Source organism: Rhizobium sp. NFACC06-2 (genome assembly GCF_900101425.1).
In the GTDB taxonomy this organism is placed as follows: Bacteria; Pseudomonadota; Alphaproteobacteria; order Rhizobiales; family Rhizobiaceae; genus Agrobacterium; species Agrobacterium leguminum.
Genome location: NZ_FMVA01000023.1, coordinates 1 through 19,839 on the forward strand (window position 1 = coordinate 1; position 19,839 = coordinate 19,839).

17 protein-coding genes are annotated in these 19,839 nt (G+C 61.1%); 16 read left to right on the top strand and 1 reads right to left on the bottom strand.

Annotated elements, in window-relative coordinates:
* Positions 1 to 133 precede the first annotated feature (133 nt).
* Positions 134 to 610: an Hsp20 family protein gene (locus F3H58_RS24955; protein WP_149744147.1), complete on the bottom strand. Its 477-nt coding sequence runs from the start codon at positions 608 to 610 to the stop codon at positions 134 to 136.
* Positions 611 to 1,168: 558 nt separating this feature from the next.
* Between F3H58_RS24955 and F3H58_RS24960 the strand changes: the two genes are divergently transcribed.
* The 16 genes from F3H58_RS24960 (at position 1,169) to F3H58_RS25035 (ending at position 19,820) form a co-directional block, all read left to right on the top strand.
* Positions 1,169 to 1,753, top strand: a complete 585-nt coding sequence (locus tag F3H58_RS24960; RefSeq protein ID WP_149744148.1) for a TetR/AcrR family transcriptional regulator — start codon at positions 1,169 to 1,171, stop codon at positions 1,751 to 1,753.
* Positions 1,750 to 2,352 carry a 2-hydroxychromene-2-carboxylate isomerase gene (locus tag F3H58_RS24965; protein WP_149744149.1) on the top strand — a complete coding sequence of 201 codons (603 nt, stop codon included), beginning with the start codon at positions 1,750 to 1,752 and terminating at the stop codon, positions 2,350 to 2,352. Before F3H58_RS24960 ends, F3H58_RS24965 begins: the two co-directional genes overlap by 4 nt.
* A 109-nt stretch (positions 2,353 to 2,461) precedes the next feature.
* Positions 2,462 to 3,838: an FAD-binding oxidoreductase gene (locus F3H58_RS24970; RefSeq protein ID WP_149744150.1), complete on the top strand. Its 1,377-nt coding sequence runs from the start codon at positions 2,462 to 2,464 to the stop codon at positions 3,836 to 3,838.
* A 42-nt stretch (positions 3,839 to 3,880) separates the two neighbouring features.
* Positions 3,881 to 6,181, top strand: a complete 2,301-nt coding sequence (locus F3H58_RS24975; RefSeq protein WP_149744151.1) for a molybdopterin guanine dinucleotide-containing S/N-oxide reductase — start codon at positions 3,881 to 3,883, stop codon at positions 6,179 to 6,181.
* Between the two features lie 187 nt (positions 6,182 to 6,368).
* Positions 6,369 to 8,009 (top strand): ABC transporter substrate-binding protein, encoded by a 1,641-nt coding sequence (locus F3H58_RS24980; RefSeq protein WP_149744152.1) that lies wholly within the window; start codon positions 6,369 to 6,371, stop codon positions 8,007 to 8,009.
* A gap of 33 nt (positions 8,010 to 8,042) precedes the next feature.
* Positions 8,043 to 9,053 carry an ABC transporter permease gene (locus tag F3H58_RS24985; RefSeq protein WP_149744153.1) on the top strand — a complete coding sequence of 337 codons (1,011 nt, stop codon included), beginning with the start codon at positions 8,043 to 8,045 and terminating at the stop codon, positions 9,051 to 9,053.
* Positions 9,050 to 9,898: an ABC transporter permease gene (locus F3H58_RS24990; RefSeq protein ID WP_149744154.1), complete on the top strand. Its 849-nt coding sequence runs from the start codon at positions 9,050 to 9,052 to the stop codon at positions 9,896 to 9,898. The genes F3H58_RS24985 and F3H58_RS24990 overlap by 4 nt, the downstream gene beginning before the upstream one ends.
* Positions 9,877 to 11,580: an ABC transporter ATP-binding protein gene (locus tag F3H58_RS24995; RefSeq protein WP_149744155.1), complete on the top strand. Its 1,704-nt coding sequence runs from the start codon at positions 9,877 to 9,879 to the stop codon at positions 11,578 to 11,580. Before F3H58_RS24990 ends, F3H58_RS24995 begins: the two co-directional genes overlap by 22 nt.
* Complete coding sequence (locus F3H58_RS25000) at positions 11,577 to 12,668, top strand: LLM class flavin-dependent oxidoreductase (protein ID WP_149744156.1); 1,092 nt, start codon at positions 11,577 to 11,579, stop codon at positions 12,666 to 12,668. Before F3H58_RS24995 ends, F3H58_RS25000 begins: the two co-directional genes overlap by 4 nt.
* A gap of 138 nt (positions 12,669 to 12,806) precedes the next feature.
* On the top strand, positions 12,807 to 13,910 hold the full coding sequence (locus F3H58_RS25005; protein WP_149744157.1) for an LLM class flavin-dependent oxidoreductase: 1,104 nt from the start codon (positions 12,807 to 12,809) through the stop codon (positions 13,908 to 13,910).
* Positions 13,910 to 15,106, top strand: a complete 1,197-nt coding sequence (locus tag F3H58_RS25010) for an acyl-CoA dehydrogenase family protein (RefSeq protein ID WP_149744158.1) — start codon at positions 13,910 to 13,912, stop codon at positions 15,104 to 15,106. Before F3H58_RS25005 ends, F3H58_RS25010 begins: the two co-directional genes overlap by 1 nt.
* Before the next feature lie 2 nt (positions 15,107 to 15,108).
* A complete protein-coding gene (locus tag F3H58_RS25015; protein ID WP_149744159.1) occupies positions 15,109 to 16,104 on the top strand; it encodes a ketopantoate reductase family protein in 996 nt (331 codons plus the stop codon).
* A gap of 38 nt (positions 16,105 to 16,142) precedes the next feature.
* Positions 16,143 to 16,703 (top strand): FMN reductase, encoded by a 561-nt coding sequence (gene msuE, locus F3H58_RS25020; RefSeq protein ID WP_149744160.1) that lies wholly within the window; start codon positions 16,143 to 16,145, stop codon positions 16,701 to 16,703.
* Between the two features lie 272 nt (positions 16,704 to 16,975).
* On the top strand, positions 16,976 to 18,025 hold the full coding sequence (locus F3H58_RS25025) for an ABC transporter substrate-binding protein (protein ID WP_149744161.1): 1,050 nt from the start codon (positions 16,976 to 16,978) through the stop codon (positions 18,023 to 18,025).
* Between the two features lie 69 nt (positions 18,026 to 18,094).
* A complete protein-coding gene (locus tag F3H58_RS25030; RefSeq protein ID WP_149744162.1) occupies positions 18,095 to 18,928 on the top strand; it encodes an ABC transporter ATP-binding protein in 834 nt (277 codons plus the stop codon).
* The gene (locus F3H58_RS25035) at positions 18,921 to 19,820 is read left to right on the top strand and encodes an ABC transporter permease (protein WP_502706428.1); all 900 of its coding nucleotides are present in this window, start codon (positions 18,921 to 18,923) and stop codon (positions 19,818 to 19,820) included. The genes F3H58_RS25030 and F3H58_RS25035 overlap by 8 nt, the downstream gene beginning before the upstream one ends.
* Positions 19,821 to 19,839 lie beyond the last annotated feature (19 nt).

Consider the following 19,839-nt stretch of genomic DNA (forward strand, 5'->3'; position numbering starts at 1 on the left):
CAGCCGGGAAGCCGAGGCCGACAAGGATGGTAACTGGTTGTCTGAACATATCGGGTTTCATTGTCTCTCTCCTTCCCAACCCGTGATGTTAACGGGCGCCGCTGCCCGCGACGCCCCTTCTCCGCAGTTTCGGTCAGGCGGCCTTTGGCGCTTCGATCTGCACCGGGGCGGTCGACTGCACGAGGGCCGGCTGGGTCTGGATGTCGATCTTCCGCGGCTTCAAGGCCTCGGGGATCTCACGAACGAGATTGATCGACAGAAGACCATTGTTCAAATCGGCACCATTCACCCTGACATGGTCGGCAAGCTCGAACCGGTGTTCGAACGGACGGCCGGCAATGCCGCGATGCAGATAACCTTCGGATGCCGTCTCCTGCTTCTTGCCAGTGACCGTCAGCAGATTGGACTGGAAGGTGATGTCGAGATCATCCTGGGCAAAACCTGCGACCGCGATCGAAATCCGGTAGCTGTCATCACCGATCTTGACGATGTCATAGGGCGGCCAGTCGCTGATCGAACGGGCGCGCTGAGCGTTTTCGAGAAGATTGAACACCCGGTCGAAGCCGACGCTGGAGCGGAAGAGAGGTGCGTAGTCGTAAGATGTTGCCATAGCCATATCCTCCTTGAAGCAACATGGGTACGGAAGCGCCGAAAGGCGGCGCTCCCAGCAAGGCCAGCCCTTTTATCAGCGGTTGGCGGCAATCGATTTGGTTTTTGAGAATTTAGGATTCAAGAGCACCAGCCGAAAAAATTTAAGACCTCGCCGACGCACTGAAACCCTTTGCTCAGTTGAGGTCATAAACAGCGGCATTGTGGATCTCGCGCAACCCTTTGTAAGATGCATGTCGCAAATTTGTTTGGAAGTTCGCCTTCACAGTTCTTCAGACGAAAGCCGTAGCTCCTGAATCCACCGTTCCCATTATGTCCGCTCAGGGCCGATATCTGCACCTTAAGCTCTTGAAAGGATCCGAACCGGCGCCCCGTTCCACCGGCCGCGCAGCTGGAAAAACAAAAATGCCGAAAAGCCAAGACGCAAAAAAATTCCCGTAAATTTGGCAGAAGAGGAATGACCTGTCTTTCTCGAAAGGCATTGCGTCTCTAAAACGCGTCCGGCTGCGATGTCATCTCATGGCATGCAGCGTCAGATGAGCTCCAACTAAGCAGTTCGATGAAAGCTTCCATTTCAGATAATATCCTCGCGTCGGCCGGCGCGCTCTTCTATCGTGAGGGCATCCGCGCTGTCGGCATCGACCGCATCATCGAGGAGACAAAGGTCGCCAAGGCGACTCTTTATCGGCATTTTCCATCCAAAGATCTTCTTGTGGCGGCCTATCTCCAGGACCGTCACGAGCGGGTCATCCACTCACTGGAAGAGGTCCTGAACGAAGTCCCGCAGCCGCGGGAACAGCTCAATCTCATTTTCGACCGGCTGCATGACAAGGCGGACAGCCCCGAATTTCGCGGGTGTGCGTTCGCCCTGGCAGTGGCCGAGCACGGTGATTCAGAACGCGTTGTTACTGTCGCGCGTGCCCACAAGGCGGCCGTCAGCCGGATGTTTCGCGCCCTGATGGAAAGGGCGGGTGTCGAGACCGCCCAGCCGGCCGCTCATCTTTCCCTTCTCTACGAGGGTGCGCTGGCGACAGTTGCAGTCCGGCGCGATCCCCAGGCTGTAACGACCGCCAGGGACTGCGCCCTCTTCGTATTCGACGCCGCAATTTCTTCGATCAAGACCGCTGAAAAAGGCAGAGCATGACAAAGGTGATAGACTACTTCTTCGGCATCGGTTCACCTTGGTCCTTCATTGGTATTGATGCATTTTCGGAACTCGCACTGAAACATGGAGCGTCGATCCGACCACATCTCATCTCGGTAATCGAGGACAACGGCGGTATCTATTCCCGCAACCGGCCTGAAGCGCGGCGCGCCTACTGGACGAAGGACCTGAAGCGCTGGGCGGTCCTGCGCGGCAAGACGCTGAATTTCGATAATCGCGCTGCCCTGTCCGATCCCACGCCCGCCGGCTTTATGGTCATCGCGGCCATCGAGGATGGCCTGGATTGGCTCGAGCTCACGCGCGCTCTACAGACGGCATTCTGGACGGACGCGGCGGATATCGGCCGGAGCGAGGTGCGTCAGGCGATCGCTGATTCTGTAGGGATCGACGGGGCAAAGCTGGAACAACGCGCTCAGGCCGAGGCCACCCAATCGATCTGGAGATCGAACATCGAAAACGCCAAGAACGCCGGCGTCTTCGGCCTACCGACGTTTCGTTACGAAGGCGAACTCTACTGGGGGCAGGATAGCCTGCCATTCCTTGAGCGCCACCTGAACGGTGACAAGATCGCCGTCTGACAGCTCGCCTGGCAGGACTTGCTGCCTGTCAATTGGCATTCGTGCCTGATCGTGGCGGCATGGCGCGATTTCGGCTGGCATGGTCAACATCTAAAGAGGGACGTGAAAGATGGGCATCCTATCCGGTGAGCTATCGGGCCAATTGCTGGCGAAGTTCGGCGATCGCTTCTCGATCTCGCAGACCCTGCGCGAGCAGCACGGCCGCGGCGAATCCCATCACACGCCGGTAATCCCGGATGCAGTCGTATTCGCGCAAAGCACTGACGATGTCGCCGAAGCCGTCCGGCTTTGCGCCGCGGCAGGCGTGCCGGTCATCGCCTTCGGGGCGGGAACCTCACTCGAGGGGCATCTGACCGCAGTGCGCGGCGGCGTGTCGATCGATCTTTCGCAAATGTCGCAGATCATTCGTGTCAGCGCCGAGGATCTCGACTGCACCGTCCAGGCCGGCGTCACACGCGAACAGCTCAACGCGCACCTGCGCGACCAGGGCTTGTTCTTCCCGATCGACCCGGGCGCCAACGCCTCGATTGGCGGCATGGCGGCGACCCGGGCATCGGGCACCAACGCCGTTCGCTACGGCACCATGCGCGAGAACGTGCTGTCGCTGACTGTCGTGCTGCCGACCGGTCAGGTCATTCGCACCGGCGGACGGGCGCGCAAATCGTCTGCCGGCTATGACCTCACCCGCCTCTTCGTCGGTTCGGAGGGCACGCTCGGCATCATCACCGAAGTGACCTTGCGGCTCCAGGGCGTTCCGGAAACCATTTCGGCGGCCCTCTGCTCGTTCGAGAGCGTGGAGCAGGCGGTCGGCGCCGCGATCGCCATCGTGCAGCTTGCCATCCCCGTCGCGCGGATGGAGCTGATGGATCGCGGCCTGATAGCCGCCGCCAACGCCTATTCCGGCCTCTCACTCAAGATCGAAGACACGCTCGCCTTCGAATTCCACGGGTCTCCTGCCTCGGTTCAGGAACAGGTCGAGCTGGTTGCGGACATCGTGAAGGATCACGGTGGCAAGGATTTCGAATGGGCCAATGCGCCGGAGGAGCGAAATCGCCTTTGGAAGGCCCGGCATAACGCCTTCTACGCAGTCGTCTCGCAGAGACAGAATGCCAAGGGCTGGTCATCCGATGTCTGCGTTCCGGTGTCGGAACTCAGCGGCTGCATTTTGATGACACGCGCACTGTTGCAAAACTGCAGTGTTCCGGCTGCCATTCTCGGCCATGTCGGCGACGGCAACTATCACGTGGTCTTCGCCGTGGATCCCGAGAACAAGGCGGAGCTTGCCGAGGTCGCCGCCATCAACAAGAAGATGGTGGAACAGGCAATCTCCGTCGGCGGCACGTCGACCGGCGAGCACGGCGTCGGCACCGGCAAGATCGGCTATCTGCGTCAGGAACACGGAGATGCCGTCGAGCTGATGGCCCTGCTGAAGCAAGCCATCGATCCCCAGGGCATCATGAACCCGGGCAAGATCCTGCCGGTGTGAGTGTTGCCGATCTTATCACCCTTGTTGACGGGAGACTGTGTGATGGACGGCTTCAACCCCCACAGCTCGCATTGGGGCGCATTCTTTGGAAGACATCATGGCAAAGCGCTCGAAATCCGTCCGCATCCCGCCGACCCTCACCCATCTCCTCTGCTGGGCAATTTGCCCGCAATTGCCCATAGCCCCGCCCGCATCCGGCGCCCGGCCATCAGGCGCGGCTGGCTTGAAGGGCGGCCCGACAATGCCGACAAGCGCGGGAGCGACGGTTATGTCGAGGTCACCTGGCCGGAAGCGCTCGATCTTGTCGCCAATGAGCTTCGCCGCGTTCGCGCCGAAGCCGGACCGCAGGCCATCTTCGGCGGCTCGTATGGCTGGTCCAGCGCAGGCCGGTTTCACCACGCCCAAAGCCAGATCCACCGCTTCCTCAACGTGCTCGGCGGATATGTCAGATCGGTCAATACCTATAGTTCGGGCGCGGCGATGGTCATCATTCCGCATGTGCTCGGCCCTTACGATACCTTCGACAGAAAGAGCGTCACCTGGGAGGCGATCGAGCGCAGCAGCGAACTGATCGTTGCCTTCGGCGGCATGGCGGTCAAGAACACCGATGTCCATGGCGGCGGCATCAGCCGGCACGTCGTGCGCCCTGCCTTGAGCGGTGCCCGAGCGCGCGGTGCGCGCTTCGTCCTCATCAGCCCGCTCAAGGATGATATTGCCGCCGATCTCGATGCGGAATGGCTGCCGGTCACCCCCGGAACCGATGTCGCGCTTATGCTCGCAATCGCCTTCGTCCTCGTCAACGAGGGGCGGCATGATCGGGAATTTCTCGACCGCTATACGGTCGGCTATCCGCGCTTCGAGGATTATCTGCTGGGCCGCGAGGATGGCGTCGAGAAGAGCCCGCAATGGGCAGCGGGCATCTGCGGCATCGCTGCCGAGACGATCGTGGATCTGGCGCGGCGCATGGCGAAGGCCCGAACGCTGATCACCGTCAGCCATTCCTTGCAACGCGCCGACTATGGCGAACAGCCTGTCTGGATGGGGATCGTCCTGGCGGCCATGCTCGGACAGATGGGTTTGGATGGCGGCGGCTTTTCCTATTCGCTCGGCGCCCTCGGCAACATCGGCAAAAGTCAGCTTGCCGTTCCCCTTCCGACGCTCAAGCAGTTCCACAATCCGGTGCCGGATTTCATTCCCGTCGCACGGATCGCCGACATGCTGCTGAAGCCGGGCGAACCGTTCAACTACAATGGCCAGGCTCTGCGCTATCCCGACATCCGCCTCGTCTATTGGGCCGGCGGCAACCCGTTCCATCACCATCAGGATCTCAACAGGCTTCGCCAGGCGTTCAAGACGCCGGAGACGATTATCGTACACGAAACGGCCTGGACGTCCTCGGCACGCCACGCCGATATCGTCCTGCCAGCGACCACGACGCTTGAGCGCGACGATATCGGTGCCGCCGACCGCGATCCGATGATGATCGCCATGAAAAAGCTGATCGAGCCGGTCGGCGAAGCACGCGACGACTACGATATCTTTGCGGATATCGCAGAGCGCCTCGGCAAGCGCAGCGAATTCACCGAGAACCGTTCGAGCCGCGAGTGGCTTGCCTTCCTCTTCGAGACAACGCGGGCGGCACTCGCCGCCGCTGGTCACCCGGCGCCGGATTTCGAAACGTTCTGGGAGGAAGGCGAACTGCAACTAACGGTGAAGCCTGACGATGGCGGCCCTGCGCGCGCATTCCGGGCCGATCCCGACGCCAATCCGCTGCCGACGCCATCGGGCAAGATCGAGATCTTCTCTGAAACGATAGAGAGCTTTGGTTATGACGATTGCCGCGGCCATCCGCGCTGGTATGGACCCGTCCCAGGGACAAAGACCGGGGAGAATCACTATCCCCTTTACCTCGTCTGTAACCAGCCGCACTCGCGCCTTCACAGCCAGCTCGATTATGGTGATTTCAGCCGTTCGACCAAGATCGGCGGCCGGGAACCGGTGCGCATAAACCCGGCCGATGCTGCGGAGCGCGGCATCTCTGACCGGGACATCGTTAGGTTATTCAACGCCCGCGGCAGCTGCCTGGCGGCTGCAGTCATCAGTGCAGATGTAAGGCCGGGCGTCATGCAGCTCGCCACCGGCGCGTGGTTCGAGCCTGATGACGCGGAGGCCGAGATGGCTATGTGCATTCACGGCAACCCGAACATCCTCACCCGTGATGCCGGGACGTCTCAGCTCGCCCAGGGCTCCACGGGCCAGTTGACGACGGTCGATGTCGAGCGCTTTACCGGTGAACTGCCGCCCGTGCGCATTCTCGGCGGAATGGCGTTTATTCCGGGGTAGAACGCCATCGCACAATCACGCCCGTCGGGCGGTCAATCGTGGGAAATCATGATCCTCATGCTTCCGATTACGCCGGTAAAATAATCTACTAATTCGATAGAAAAAGAACAGCCAGTCTTTCTCGAAATCGACCGGCTCCCGTAGGCTCCTGTTCACAATCAGCCCGGCAACCAAACAGGACCGCTTCATGAACGACCGCTCTTTCCGCCTTCTTCTTTCCCGGCGTGGTCTGCTGACCGCCACCTCAGCCCTGGCATTTGCCACTCTGGTCGCAACAGCGAATGTAACTCCGGCATTGGCTGAGGATGGCGGAGACGTCGTCTTCCTGATCGACTCGCTGGGCGACACCTGGATTCCCAACAACAGCGCGATCTCCAGCTTTCAGGGTCATATCTGGGGCCATGTCACCGACAAGCTTATCTATGTCGATGCCGAGGGCAAGGTCAGCCCGTGGATCGCCGAGCGCTGGGAACAGAACGACAATGCGACCGAATTCACCCTGCATCTGAAGAGCGGCGTGACCTTCTCCGATGGCAGCCCGCTCGATGCGGCAGCCGTCGTTGCCAATCTCGACATCTGGTTTGCCGGGCGCAAGAGCGAGGGCATCAATCCGATCGGCCTGTTCCCCAAGACCTATGATCATGCCGAGGCCGTCAATGCGACAACCGTGAAGGTCTTCTTCAAGAAGCCGACCCTGGGCTTCATCCCGACTCTCGGCTACCACGGTTCGATTCTCATCTCCCCGAAGACCATCGCCTCGTCGGCGAGCGCGCAGGCGGACCTGAGCAAAACCTCCGGCAGCGGCCCTTATGTCGTCGTGTCCTGGAAGGAAGGCGACTACGTCAAGCTCGCCAAGCGCAAGGATTACAATTGGGGGCCGGCAGCGGTCGGCCAGACCGGCCCCGCCCATCTCGATACGATCACCTACAAGCTCGTTTCCGAACCGTCGCTGCGCGTTGCGGCAGTCCAGTCCGGCCAGGCAGACGTCGCCTACAACGCGTCGCCTCAGGAGCTTGAATCACTCAAGTCGGAAGGCCTCACGGTGGCGACGCCCCGCTATCTCGGATTCGTCAACGGTTGGGCGATCAACACCAAGCTTGCTCCCTATGACGACGTGAAGGTTCGCCAGGCGCTTCAGGCCAGCATCAATCGCCAGGAAATCATCGACACCGTCTATACGCCCGACTGGAAGCTTGCGACGTCGTTCATCCAGAGCAACGTTCCAGGCGCGACCGACCAGAGCGCCCTGCTCGCCTACAATCCTGAAAAGGCTGAGAAGCTTCTGGACGAGGCTGGCTGGAAAAAGGGGCCGGGCGGCATCCGTGTCAAGGATGGCAAGCCGCTGTTGCTGACGCTGAACTCGAACCCCTACCTTGCGACATCGAAATCGATTGATGAACTGATTTCGCAGCAACTCGGCAAGATCGGCTGGAAGGTCGATATCCGCGCCTATGACGTCGTCACCTTCGGCCAGAAGGTCAAGTATGGCGGCGCCGGAGTGCCCGCCTATGAGGTGACGCGCTCCTTCATCGACGCCGGCACCGTCGCCAGCATTCTGACCAACGCCAACAATGGCGAGAACTGGTTTGCACTCGACGAGAGCGACAAGACCCTCAACGACCTGCGCGACAAGATCGCCGGCGCCGGCTCCATCGAAGCCCGCAAACCGCTTCTCGACGAGCTGCAGAAATACGTCCTCGACCAGGGTTATTTCATTCCGCGAACACAGATCGTCCAGCGCGTCTACGTGCAGTCGCCGGACCTCAAGGGCGAGGTCTACAATGGCGTCGCCTATGCCAGCTACTACACGGCGACCAAGAGCGAATAGCCCGGCCATTCAACAGACGCAGAGGTGTTGGGCATGAGCAAAGCCTATTTCAACTATGCCGCAAAGCGGTTGCTGCAGGCGATCGTCGTGATCCTGCTGTCTTATGTCTTCACCTTTGTGGTCGTCAGCATCCTGCCCGGCGACCCGATTACCAACGTCTTGAACAACCCGCAAAACGGCTTCACGCCGGATGAGATCAAGGAGATCATCGCTGCGCAGGGCTTGGACAAGCCGATTCCCGTACAGCTCTGGAACGCCTTTTCCGGCTTCGTGACCGGCGATCTCGGTCTGTCGATGCGGACCAACCGGCCGGTCGCGACGCTGATCGCGGAGGTTCTGCCGTCGACGCTGGTGCTTGCCTCTGCTGGCCTCGCCGTCTCTCTTGTCCTGGCGGCGATCATTGCCTACGGCACGCAATTTCTGCCCCGGCGGCTCGGCCAGGGACTGCTGCGCGGCTTCCCGTCGCTGTTCCTGTCTGTTCCGAACTTCGTGATCGGCCTCGTGCTGATCCACCTCTTCGGTTTTCAACTCGGCATCTTTCGCGTCATCGAGCCCGACAGCTTCTGGGCGACGCTTTTTGCAGCGATCGCCCTCGGCATTCCGATCTCGGCACAGATCGCCGAAGTCCTGGTTGCCAATCTCGACCACGAATCCGGCCAGGACTATGCCGCCGTCGCACGCGGACGCGGGCTCGGCCAGATGCGTCTCTTCGTCATGCACCTGCTCAAGCCCTCATCACTCCCGGTCATCACGGTCGTCGCTTTGACGATCGGAGAATTGCTCGGGGGCTCCCTGATCACCGAGACGGTGTTTGGCCGAAACGGGCTCGGCAGCCTGGTGCAGCGGTCGGTCAGCACGCAGGACCTGCCGGTTCTGCAGGCGGTCGTCTCGCTCGCGGCGGTGGTCTTTGTTGTCGTCAACCTGATCGCCGACCTCGCCTATCCGCTCCTTGATCCGCGCGTCAAACTTCTCGGTGGGCAAGCACGCCGCCCGACGACCGCTGACGACAGTTCTCTTCCCATCTCCAAGGCGGTGACCCCATGACGATCGCCTCTGTTTCCTCCACCCCGCGCGCGACGGCGATCGGCTGTCTGACGGGCCTGCGCGTGCAGCCTGTCGTCATCCTTTCGTTCCTGGTCGTTGCTCTGGCGATCGGCTGGTCTTTGGCGCCTTGGCTGTTTACCCACTACGATCCGGTGAACGGCACACCCGCTCAAAAGCTGCTCGGCCCAAGTGCGGCACACTGGTTCGGAACTGATCATCTCGGCCGCGACCTCTATGCACGTGTCGTCTATGGCACGGCCTCATCGGTGGCGAGCGCACTGATCGCGGTCGTCATCGGCGTCGTCGCAGGCGGGGTTATCGGACTGCTGGCCGGCTTCTTCGGCGGCTGGGTGGACACGGCCTTTGCCCGTCTCGTCGATGTGTTGCTGGCCATCCCCAAATTCCTGCTTGCCGTCATCGTCGTCACCGCAATCGGTTTCGACACAACGAATGCGGCAATCGCGACGGGTGTCTCCGCCGTCGCCCTTTTTGCCCGGGTGATGCGCTCCGAAGTCATCAAGACACGGGCTGCAACATTCGTCGAATCGTCCTTCCTGCTCGGCGGATCGCGCTGGCACATTCTTTGGCGTCACGTGCTTCCGAATGCATCGCGATCGGTGCTGCCGCTTGCCGTCCTGCAGTTCGGCGATTCCATTCTGGTCATCGCCAGCCTTGCCTTCCTTGGCTACGGCGACCCGCCGCCTGCTTCCGATTGGGGCCTGCTGATCTCGATCGGCAAGGATTACCTCAAATGGCCCTGGCTGGTTTACGCCCCGGCCCTTGTCACGATCGCAACCGTTCTCTCTGTAAACAGGATCAGCCGATGGCTCCGCAAGACAGACTGACCACGTTTTTGAACCACCCGTCCTCCCCGTTGCTGCGGGTCAAGGGATTGTCGGTGGCCTACGGCACCCACAGGGTCGTGTCCGATGTCGGCTTCGAGCTTGGACGCGGCAAAAGTCTCGCGCTGATCGGCGAATCCGGATCCGGAAAATCGACCATCGCCCGCGCCGTCCTGCGGCTGCTTCCCGCAACGGGACACGCCATGGGCAGCGTCGAATTCGATGGCCAGGAGCTTCTGGGGCTTCCGGAGCGCCGCTTCCGCCCGTTCAGGGGACGCAGGATCGGCTTCGTGCCGCAGGATCCGGGCAATTCCCTGAACCCGGTGCGCACCATCGGCGCGCAGGCGATGGAAGCTGCCGCACTTCTGGACGAACCGGATAAGGCGCTTCGCAAGGCAATTGTTCTGGAGACATTTGCGCAGGTCGGGCTCGACAATCCGCAGCGTGTCTACGAATCCTATCCGCATCAACTTTCCGGCGGCATGCTCCAGCGCGTGCTGATCGGTCTCGCCGTTCTGCCGCGACCGTCACTGCTGGTCGCGGACGAGCCGACCTCCGCACTCGATGTGACGATCCAGAAGCGTATTCTCGACCTGTTGTCGAAGTTGCGGGAGGAGCTGCAGATCAGTCTTCTGCTGATCACCCATGACCTGGCGATTGCAGCGGAGCGCGCGGATTCGATTGTCGTCCTCAAGGACGGCGCCATCCAGGAAGCCGGCAGTACCGCTACGGTATTCTCCGCCCCTTCCTCGTCCTACGCCAGAAAGCTCCATGGCGATGTGCCGGCACTCAACCCGGACCGGTACCGGCCGTTGCGAGAGCCTGGTTTCCGGCACCTCGGCGCCAGGCGCGAGAGGACACCGAAGATCGAGGTCCGCGGCGTAACGAAGAGCTTCACGGTCGACGGCAAGGTTCTGACCGCCGTCAACGACGTCTCGTTCGACGTTCAGGCGGGAACGACGCATGCGCTGGTGGGTGAATCCGGATCCGGCAAGACAACGGCGATCCGGCTTTTGCTCGGGCTGGAGCAACCCGATACCGGGAAGATCTCTGTCGGCGGCGAACAGGTGAACGGCCGGTCACCCGAGCAGCTTCGCTCTGTCTGGCGGCACCTGCAGCTTGTCTACCAGAACCCCTTCACATCGCTCGATCCGACCTGGAACGTCGAGAAAATCGTGCGCGAGCCGCTGGACCGCTTCAAGATCGGGACCGATCAGGAACGGGCACTCGCCGTCCGCAGGGCGTTTACGGAAGTCGGATTGGGAGAGCATCTCTTGTCCCGCAAGCCTACCGCCTTGTCGGGCGGCCAGCGCCAGCGTGTTGCCATTGCCCGGTCGCTTGTCCTGAAACCCGATGTGATCGTGCTTGACGAGCCTACTTCGGCGCTCGACGTCAGCGTCCAGGCCGACATCGTCGAAGTGCTGCTGTCGCTGCAGGTCAAGCTCGGCCTCACCTATATCTTCGTGTCGCATGATCTGGCGCTGGTGCGCCAGCTTGCCCACACGGTCTCAGTCATGCAGCGCGGCCGCATCGTGGAGCACGGGACTGTCGGAGAGATCTTTGACACACCCCGCCAGCCCTACACCCGCTCGCTGCTGGAATCGATCCCATCAGGGGCCGCGCGTCTTGCGCGCACCCAACCCCTGCAGCACCGGCAGATCTTCAACGAGGAAAAGATCGCATGACCGTCATCGCCCCCGCACCGGCGCAGTCCGCGTCATTCCGTCCGAAGAAGCGGCTCGGGTTCAACACGCGCGTCTCATTCAACGATGAAACCGGCCCCGCCCACGGTTTGCGGGAGGGCATCGAGCTTTTCAAGGCGGCCGAACGTCTGGGCTACCAGTCGGCCTGGGCCTATCAGCGGCATTTCGACCACTATCTGTCCTCGCCACTGCCCTTCTTTGCCGCGGCAGGTCAGCATACCAGCCATATCGTGCTGGGTTCGGCCGTCATTCCGATGCGCTATCAGGACCCCATTCTTCTGGCAGAAGCCGCAAGCACGACCGACCTTCTGATCGGCGGCAGGTTGGAACTGGCAATCTCGACCGGTTCGAACGCTGCGTTCGATGCTGTCTTCGGCACGGTCGAAACCGACGCCCGGACGGAAGCCAAAAGCCGTCAGGCGCGTTTTCTGTCCGCGATCTCCGGTGAGGTTCTGCACACCGTCACAGAACCCGGCCAGGGTGCTGCGCAAGGCAGCCAACTGAGGGTGACGCCGCACAGCCCGACCCTCCGCTCGCGCATCCGCCAAGGTTCCGCCAGCCTCGGGTCGGCGATCCAGGCCGCCGAACTCGGCATCGGGTTGATCGCCGGAACCGTACAGCACGACCACGCCGAGGGTGAGAGCTTCGGAAACTATCAGGCCCGTTGCATCGAGGCCTTCCGATCCACGTGGCGAAAGCAGCGGACAAGCGAGCCGCCGCCCGTCGCCGCGGCGGCTTCGGTCCTGGTTGGCACGACGCCGGAACTGCGGGAGAAATATGCAGCCTATGATCTCGAGCGCCGTACTCAGGGTATCGCCGCATCGCGGCCGAAGGGCGCTCTCGAGCCGAGCTCGCGGACCAACCAGCCGCCGGGAAGCCAGATCTCGCCGGTCTTCCACGGCACACCGGACCAGGTAATCGAAGCAGTGCTCAGTGATCCCGGGCTCGCCGCGGCCGACGAGATCGTTCTCTTCCTGCCGCCGGCCTTCGGCCTCGCCGAGAATATCCGGCTGCTGACCGACCTTGCCGGGACCGTCGCCCCGAGCCTCGGCTGGTCACCTGACTGGTAAAGCCTCCGCCGGTATTTAAACGGCAGCGGTCAATTGGATATATTTTCTATAGTTTCAATAGAAATAGAAAGACCTGTCTTCCTTAGCCTCTGCCTGCCGCCTAACCTCCTGCCACCATCGACAATCAGAGGAGCTTCCATGTCCGCGGAATTCATCAGCGTCAGCTTTCCCAACGCCTCGAACGATCTCAATCCCATCCCGGACGCTCCGGTCGACCCCCACTATCTTGAGCGCTACTCGCGCGCGCTCGATGACTACGGCTTCAATTACACGCTGATCCCCTACTCCTCCTCGTCCTTCGACCCTTTCACGATCGGCGCCACGGTTCTCGCGCATACGAAAAACATCAAGATCATCGTCGCGCTGCGGCCCAACACCGTCTATCCGACGGTGGCGGCCAAATCGCTTGCTACACTTGACCAGTTGAGCGGCGGGCGCGTGGTCGTCCACTTCATTGCCGGCGGCAGCGATGACGAGCAGGCGCGCGAGGGCGACTTCCTCGACAAGGAGCAGCGCTACGAGCGGCAGGAGGAATATATCCGCATCCTGCGGCTTGCATGGAGCTCAACCGAGCCCTTCGATTTCGACGGCAAATATTACCAGTTCAAGCAGTTCCGCAGTGCTGTGCGTCCGACAAACGGTCAGATCCCGATTGCCCTTGGCGGCTCCTCGGATGCAGCCTATCGCATCGGCGGTTCGCTCTGCGACATCTTCGGGCTCTGGGGCGAGCCGCTCAAGGAAACGAAACAGCAGATCGATCGTATTTACGCGGAAGCTGCAAAGGCAGGCCGAACGGACCGCCCGCGCATCTGGGTGACGTTCCGGCCGATTGTCGCCGAAACGGATGAGCTTGCCTGGGAAAAGGCGCACAAGGTTCTGGACCGCCTGAACGAGAACCGCCAGAAGGGGCTCCACCGCGCACCCGTAAACGCCCCGCCGCCAGCCAATGTCGGTTCGCAGCGCCTCCTGGATATCGCCAAACGCGGCGATGTTCATGACCGGGCGCTCTGGTATCCAACCGTCACCGCCACCAATGCCAGCGGCGCGACCACGGCACTTGTCGGTTCGCCGCGCACCATTGCCGATTCCATTCTCGATTACATCGATCTCGGGGCCGACCTGATCTCGATCCGCGGCTATGACAATTTCAACGATGCCGTCGATTACGGCCGTTACATCCTGCCGCTGGTGCGCGAGGGCATACGTGAGCGGGAAGAGGCAAAGAAGAAGGTCGCCGCCTGATGATTGCGCGCGACACGGCTTTCGATCCGAGTCTGCTGAGCGCGACGACGCGCGCTCTTGCGGATGCAGCTCCCGAGGCTGACCGGACGGGGGATTTCCCCTGGACGGGCATCCGGGCGGTTCATCAAAGCGGCCTGCTCGAAAGCACTGTCGCGACGAGATATGGCGGCGCCGGCGCGACGCTTCACGAGGCCGCAACGATCCTTGCGGCCCTCGGCCGTGGCGATCCATCGGTCGCCCTGATCAGCGCGATGACGATCTTCAACCACCTCGGCCAGGCAACGAAAAGCCATTGGCCCGAGGACCTCTACAAGCGCCTGCTTACCCAGGCCAAGCGGCATCCGCTGCTGCTCAATGCCGCGCGTGTCGAACCGGAACTCGGTTCACCCGCCCGCGGCGGCCTGCCGGCGACGGTTGCCCGGCGTACCGCATCCGGCTGGTCGATCACTGGCCGCAAGCGCTTCGTCACCGGCGCGCACGGGCTGACCCATTTTCTGGTCTGGGCACACACCGATGAAACACCGACCCGGGTCGGAACATTCGTCGTTCCGAACAGGATTCCGGGAATTCGCGTCATCGAGAACTGGAACAGCCTTGGCATGCGCGCCTCCGGCTCCCACGATGTCGAATATACCGATGTCGAAATCCCGCTTGAGAATGTCATCGATCTGGTCGATCCCTCCGTTGCTCAGCAGGACAACCGCGCCCACGCGGCAATCACGCTGGCGCTGACCGCGCTCTATCTCGGGGTAGCCGAAGCGGCTCAGGAGGCGTTCATCCGTTTTGCTCACGAGCGCGTTCCGACCAACCTTGGCCATCCGATCGCCCGCACCGAACGTTTCGTGACGCTTTCCGGTGAAATCGATCTTCTCGTGTCCGGCGCCCGGCAGATCATTTTCGATGCCCTGAAGGACAGGCAGGCCGAGGCCGAAAAACACATCAGGGCCCGGCTGCTTGCCGGCCGGCAGCTGCGCGACGCGGTGCAGATCGCCGTGCGCGGCATCGGCAATCCCGGCCTCGGGAACGAGCTTGGGCTGGAACGCCATTTCAGGGACATTCAGTCGGTGCTCGTCCATGCCCCGCAGGAGGACACGTCCATCTCCATTCTCGGGCGCGTCGCCTTCGAGCATTGGAAGAGCGAAAAGGAAACGCCATTGGCGCCTCCGGTCAGTCTCACGGTATTGAAGACGGCCTGATCATGACACGCTACATCATCATTGGTGCCGGAGCAGTCGGCGCGAGCCTCGCGGCCGAGTTCGAGACGCACGACATCCCTTACGTGCTCGTCGGGCGTGGCACCCAGATCGCCCATATCGGCGCTCATGGTCTTTCATATCGGCGGCCGGACGGACACAGGGTGCTCAAGCTCAACACCGCCGACACGGCTTCGCCGCCAGCGCTTCGCCCGGGTGATATTCTGGTCCTTGCGGTCAAGGCCCAGGATGTCGAGTCGGCCACGGAGTTCTGGGCCTGGCGACAGGTCGAGGGTGGAGGCTTTGCATCGGAACTGCCCCTCGTGACGTTACAAAACGGGATGGCTGCGGAAGACATCGCATTGCGGCGTTTCGATCGTGTCTATGCGGCCAGTATTCGAATTCCGGCACGCTACACCGTCACCGGCGAGGTCGTCGTCGGAGGCGAGCCGAATGTCGGCATTGTTGCGCTCGGCCGCTACCCCGAAGGGCTCGATGACACGGCTTTGTCGATCGTCGCGGATCTTGGGAAAGCGGGCTATCTTGCCGAAGCGCGCCCCGACATCCGGCGATGGAAGGCGGCAAAACTGGAACACAACGTCACAAATGCGGTCGAGCTTTTCGCCGGCGCTTCCGAGCTCCGCTCAAAGGCGGCAGCCGGCTTGGCGCAGGAGGCCCGCGCTGTTCTGATTGCCGCCGGCTATGATCCGGCTTCTCCCTCGGAGTGGAGAATTGACATATCATCCTGGCGCGTCGCCCCGGAGAGCGGCATCGAGCCCGGCCAGCAATCGACCTGGCAAAGCTTCACCCGCGGCACCTCGAGCGAGGTCGATTATCTGAACGGCGAAATCGTCCGGCTCGGCCGCATCCATGGCGTATCGGCCCCTCTCAACACCGCCTTCCAACAGGCTGCGGCGAGGCTTGCGCTTGAAGGCCGGCCGCCGGGCACGAAAGATATCACCGAAATCTACCCTATCGTTGCCGGTAGAGATGCACTCTAGCCTGTCCGCCGTCTTGCAAACCGAGCGAAAGGAAGAACATGGGAACCCCAAGGATCGTCGCCATATCGGGCAGCTTCAGCCGACCTTCAAAAACCACGGCGCTCGTGCAACATATTGCCGGACGAGCAAGCGATCGCTACGGCTTTGCCAATGTGACTTACGACATGGTCGATGTCGGACCATCGCTCGGCACTGCTCTCTGGCGCAAGCAGCTCGACGACAGGGCTCAACATGTCCTTGGAGAAATTGTCGATGCCAATATTCTGATCATTGGTTCTCCGACCTATAAGGGCTCTTATCCGGGTCTCTTCAAGCATCTGATCGATCTCATCGATCCTCACGAGCTCAGGTCGAAGCCGATCCTTATCACGGCCACGGGCGGTGGTGATCGCCACGCGCTCATGGTGGAGCACCAGCTTCGTCCCTTGTTCGGGTTCTTCATGGCGCATACGCTGCCCACCGCGGTCTATGCATCGGATCGCGACTTCACCGACTACGCCGTTTCGTCAGAGCAGCTTAGCAAGCGCATCAATGAAGCGGTCGGCGAAGTGGGCGCCTTCTTTCCCGCGACAACGGCCAATCGTGTGGCGGCCGAGTAGGCGTTGAAGCATAAAGGCACCTTACAAGAAACTGTCGGGGACAGCGCCACCCGACAGGCTACGGATGCGCACCGATTAATTTCCGAAAATAGCGGCTTTCGAAGGATTCTGATCTCAACGCGCGCCTGAAAACGAAACGCGAGCATGTTGATAGATTTAGTCGAGATTAATACCTTGGACTGATCTACGCACCTCTCCCGGGAGGGGGAAGCGTGAATTGCCGTGCGCATGCATGGCTTTTCGACACCGCAACGCCTGATACAGGAGCACGCATGCCGCCGCGCCAAATTTCAAAAAGCCGCCGCCATCTCAATTGGCCTAACGCGTTATTCCCAATCGCGGCTTCTCTCGGTCTCATCGCCATACTGGTGCCCGGGCAAGCTGCAGCCGAGGGCAAGATCCGCATCGCGCAGCAGTTCGGGATCTCCTACCTGACGCTCGATGTCATCCGCGATCAGAAGCTCATCGAGAAACATGGCAAGGAAGCCGGTCTCGACATAACGGTCGAATGGGCAACGGTGTCCGGTGCGACGGCGATGAACGAAGCGCTTCTTTCCGACAATCTCGATATCGCAGCGGCCGGCGTGCCGCCGGCGCTCACCACCTGGGATCGGACGAAGGGGCGTCAGGACGTCAAAATGGTCGCCGCACTTGGCGCCCAGCCCAACTACTTGCTGACGACCAATCCCAATATCCATTCTTTGAATGACTTTGGGCCGAACGATCGGATCGCGGTGCCTGCGGCCGGCGTCGGCTTTCAGTCCCGCACGCTTCAGATCGAAGCTGCGAAGGTATTCGGCAAGGACAAGTTTCAGAAGCTCGACGATATCACCATCAGCTTGCCGCATCCCGACGCAACCGCGGCACTGATTTCAGGCGGAACCGAAGTGAACTCGCACTTCTCCTCGGCGCCCTTCTATTATCAGGCGCTGCAGGGCAACAAGGCGGTTCACAAGGTCATCAGCTCCTATGATATTCTTGGCGGACCGGCGACGTTCAACGTCCTCTACGCCACCACCGCTTTCCACGACAAAAACCCCAAGACCTATGCTGCGTTCTATGCAGCGCTGCGTGATGCCGCGGATTGGATCAGCACGCACAAGGCAGAAGCCGCCGATACCTTTATCCGCGCGCAGAAATCGAAGCTCTCGCCCAAACTCGTCCTCGATATCATCAACGATCCGGAAAACGACTTTTCGATCGTGCCCAAAAACACCTTCATATACGCTTCGGAACTCTACAAGATCGGCGTCCTGAAAAACGAGGCCGGGTCCTGGAAGGACTACTTCTTCCCGGAAGCGCAGGGCGATAACGGCAGCTGACATTCACCGGATAAACCTGATCCTGCAATAGCGCGGCCTTAAGGCCGCGCAGAACACTTGCGAGATGCAATGGACGGCACATATACCGAGGCCTTGAGCCGCGCGGCTCCCTCTACCCAAACACCGCTTCTTTCGGTGAAGGGTGGTACATTGGAATATGCGGCACCCGGACGGATCGTGCGCGCGACGCAGAATGTCAGCTTCGATGTTTGGGAGGCGGACCGCTTTATCCTACTCGGCGCTTCCGGCTGCGGCAAATCCACCCTGTTAAAGGCCGTCGGCGGCTTCATTGCGCCGACTGAAGGACAGGTCCTTTTGGACGGTCGTCCGGTCAGAGGACCGGGACCGGATCGTGTGGTCGTCTTTCAGGAATTCGACCAGTTACCGCCCTGGAAGACCGTTCGCGAGAACGTGGCGTTCCCCGTGCGGGTCTCCGGTCGCCTTGGCCGAAAAGAGGCTCTCGAAAAAGCTGACTACTATCTGGAAAAGGTGGGATTATCTCGTTTTGCCGGGGCCTATCCGAACGCTTTGTCGGGAGGCATGAAGCAACGTGTTGCAATCGCACGGGCCCTTGCGATGGAGCCCCGTGTCCTGCTGATGGATGAGCCCTTTGCTGCGCTTGATGCGCTGACCCGGCGCAAGATGCAGGAAGAACTCCTGGCACTGTGGGAAGAAGTGCGCTTCACCCTGCTCTTCGTCACCCATTCCATCGAAGAGGCGCTGGTCGTCGGCAACCGGGTCGCACTGTTGTCTCCGCATCCGGGCCGCATGCGTGCCGAGATCAACAGCCATGAATGGGACCTGCAAAGCGGCGGAAGTCCCGAGTTTCAGGCCGCCGCAACCCGCATTCATCGCCTTCTCTTCGCCGAGGCGCCCATTGCAACGGAAAGCGATCATGCGTGACACTGCTACCGCTGGCCCTGGTATGACACGGCCGACGCCGCCGATCCGACCTGAATACGAACTGATGCCTGAGCCGATCGCCGGAAGCTCCATCGAGCGGCGCGTGTCGCTGTCGCGGCGACTCTGGCAACAGGCATGGCTGCGAAAAGCTCTTATCCTGATCTTTCTCGCAATCCTATGGGAGATTGTCGCACGAATTCAGGGTAATGACCTTCTCCTGCCGTCATTCACGCAGACACTTCAAGCCTTCGTCGAGGATATCGCCAATGGGGTTTTGCCTGGCCGGGCAGGCAATTCCATCGAAATCCTGCTGAAAGGTTATGTCGCGGGGGTCGTTCTGGCCTTCGTCCTGACGTCGCTTGCCGTATCCAGCCAACTCGGTCGCGATTTCCTGTCGACGTTGACCTCCATGCTCAATCCTTTGCCTCCGATCGCTCTTCTGCCTCTCGGCCTTCTGTGGTTCGGGCTCGGCCAGGGAAGTCTGATTTTCGTGCTGATCCATTCGGTGCTCTGGCCGCTTGCTCTCAATATGTATACGGGCTTCACCAGTGTACCAGAGACCCTGCGCATGACGGGCCGCAACTATGGCCTGCGCGGATTGCGCTACGTCTTCCTTATTCTTGTGCCGGCAGCACTGCCGTCGATCATCGCGGGCCTCAAAATCGGCTGGGCTTTCGCGTGGCGGACATTGATTGCCGCGGAACTCGTCTTCGGCGCGTCCTCGGGCCGCGGCGGGCTGGGCTGGTACATCTTCCAGAACCGCAACGAGCTCTACACTGACCGAGTGTTCGCCGGCCTGATGACGGTCATCCTGCTGGGTCTGCTCGTTGAGAATGTCCTGTTCCGGCAGTTGGAACGGCACACTATCCTGAAATGGGGCATGACACGATAGCATGACTGGCAAACGGGTA

What these genes read in the sequence shown, in the direction of transcription:
- F3H58_RS24955 (WP_149744147.1), bottom strand. Translation starts at nt 610, where the DNA reads ATGGCAACATCTTACGACTACGCACCTCTCTTCCGCTCCAGCGTCGGC.
- F3H58_RS24960 (WP_149744148.1), top strand. Translation starts at nt 1,169, where the DNA reads ATGAAAGCTTCCATTTCAGATAATATCCTCGCGTCGGCCGGCGCGCTC.
- F3H58_RS24965 (WP_149744149.1), top strand. Translation starts at nt 1,750, where the DNA reads ATGACAAAGGTGATAGACTACTTCTTCGGCATCGGTTCACCTTGGTCC.
- F3H58_RS24970 (WP_149744150.1), top strand. Translation starts at nt 2,462, where the DNA reads ATGGGCATCCTATCCGGTGAGCTATCGGGCCAATTGCTGGCGAAGTTC.
- F3H58_RS24975 (WP_149744151.1), top strand. Translation starts at nt 3,881, where the DNA reads ATGGACGGCTTCAACCCCCACAGCTCGCATTGGGGCGCATTCTTTGGA.
- F3H58_RS24980 (WP_149744152.1), top strand. Translation starts at nt 6,369, where the DNA reads ATGAACGACCGCTCTTTCCGCCTTCTTCTTTCCCGGCGTGGTCTGCTG.
- F3H58_RS24985 (WP_149744153.1), top strand. Translation starts at nt 8,043, where the DNA reads ATGAGCAAAGCCTATTTCAACTATGCCGCAAAGCGGTTGCTGCAGGCG.
- F3H58_RS24990 (WP_149744154.1), top strand. Translation starts at nt 9,050, where the DNA reads ATGACGATCGCCTCTGTTTCCTCCACCCCGCGCGCGACGGCGATCGGC.
- F3H58_RS24995 (WP_149744155.1), top strand. Translation starts at nt 9,877, where the DNA reads ATGGCTCCGCAAGACAGACTGACCACGTTTTTGAACCACCCGTCCTCC.
- F3H58_RS25000 (WP_149744156.1), top strand. Translation starts at nt 11,577, where the DNA reads ATGACCGTCATCGCCCCCGCACCGGCGCAGTCCGCGTCATTCCGTCCG.
- F3H58_RS25005 (WP_149744157.1), top strand. Translation starts at nt 12,807, where the DNA reads ATGTCCGCGGAATTCATCAGCGTCAGCTTTCCCAACGCCTCGAACGAT.
- F3H58_RS25010 (WP_149744158.1), top strand. Translation starts at nt 13,910, where the DNA reads ATGATTGCGCGCGACACGGCTTTCGATCCGAGTCTGCTGAGCGCGACG.
- F3H58_RS25015 (WP_149744159.1), top strand. Translation starts at nt 15,109, where the DNA reads ATGACACGCTACATCATCATTGGTGCCGGAGCAGTCGGCGCGAGCCTC.
- msuE (WP_149744160.1), top strand. Translation starts at nt 16,143, where the DNA reads ATGGGAACCCCAAGGATCGTCGCCATATCGGGCAGCTTCAGCCGACCT.
- F3H58_RS25025 (WP_149744161.1), top strand. Translation starts at nt 16,976, where the DNA reads ATGCCGCCGCGCCAAATTTCAAAAAGCCGCCGCCATCTCAATTGGCCT.
- F3H58_RS25030 (WP_149744162.1), top strand. Translation starts at nt 18,095, where the DNA reads ATGGACGGCACATATACCGAGGCCTTGAGCCGCGCGGCTCCCTCTACC.
- F3H58_RS25035 (WP_502706428.1), top strand. Translation starts at nt 18,921, where the DNA reads ATGCGTGACACTGCTACCGCTGGCCCTGGTATGACACGGCCGACGCCG.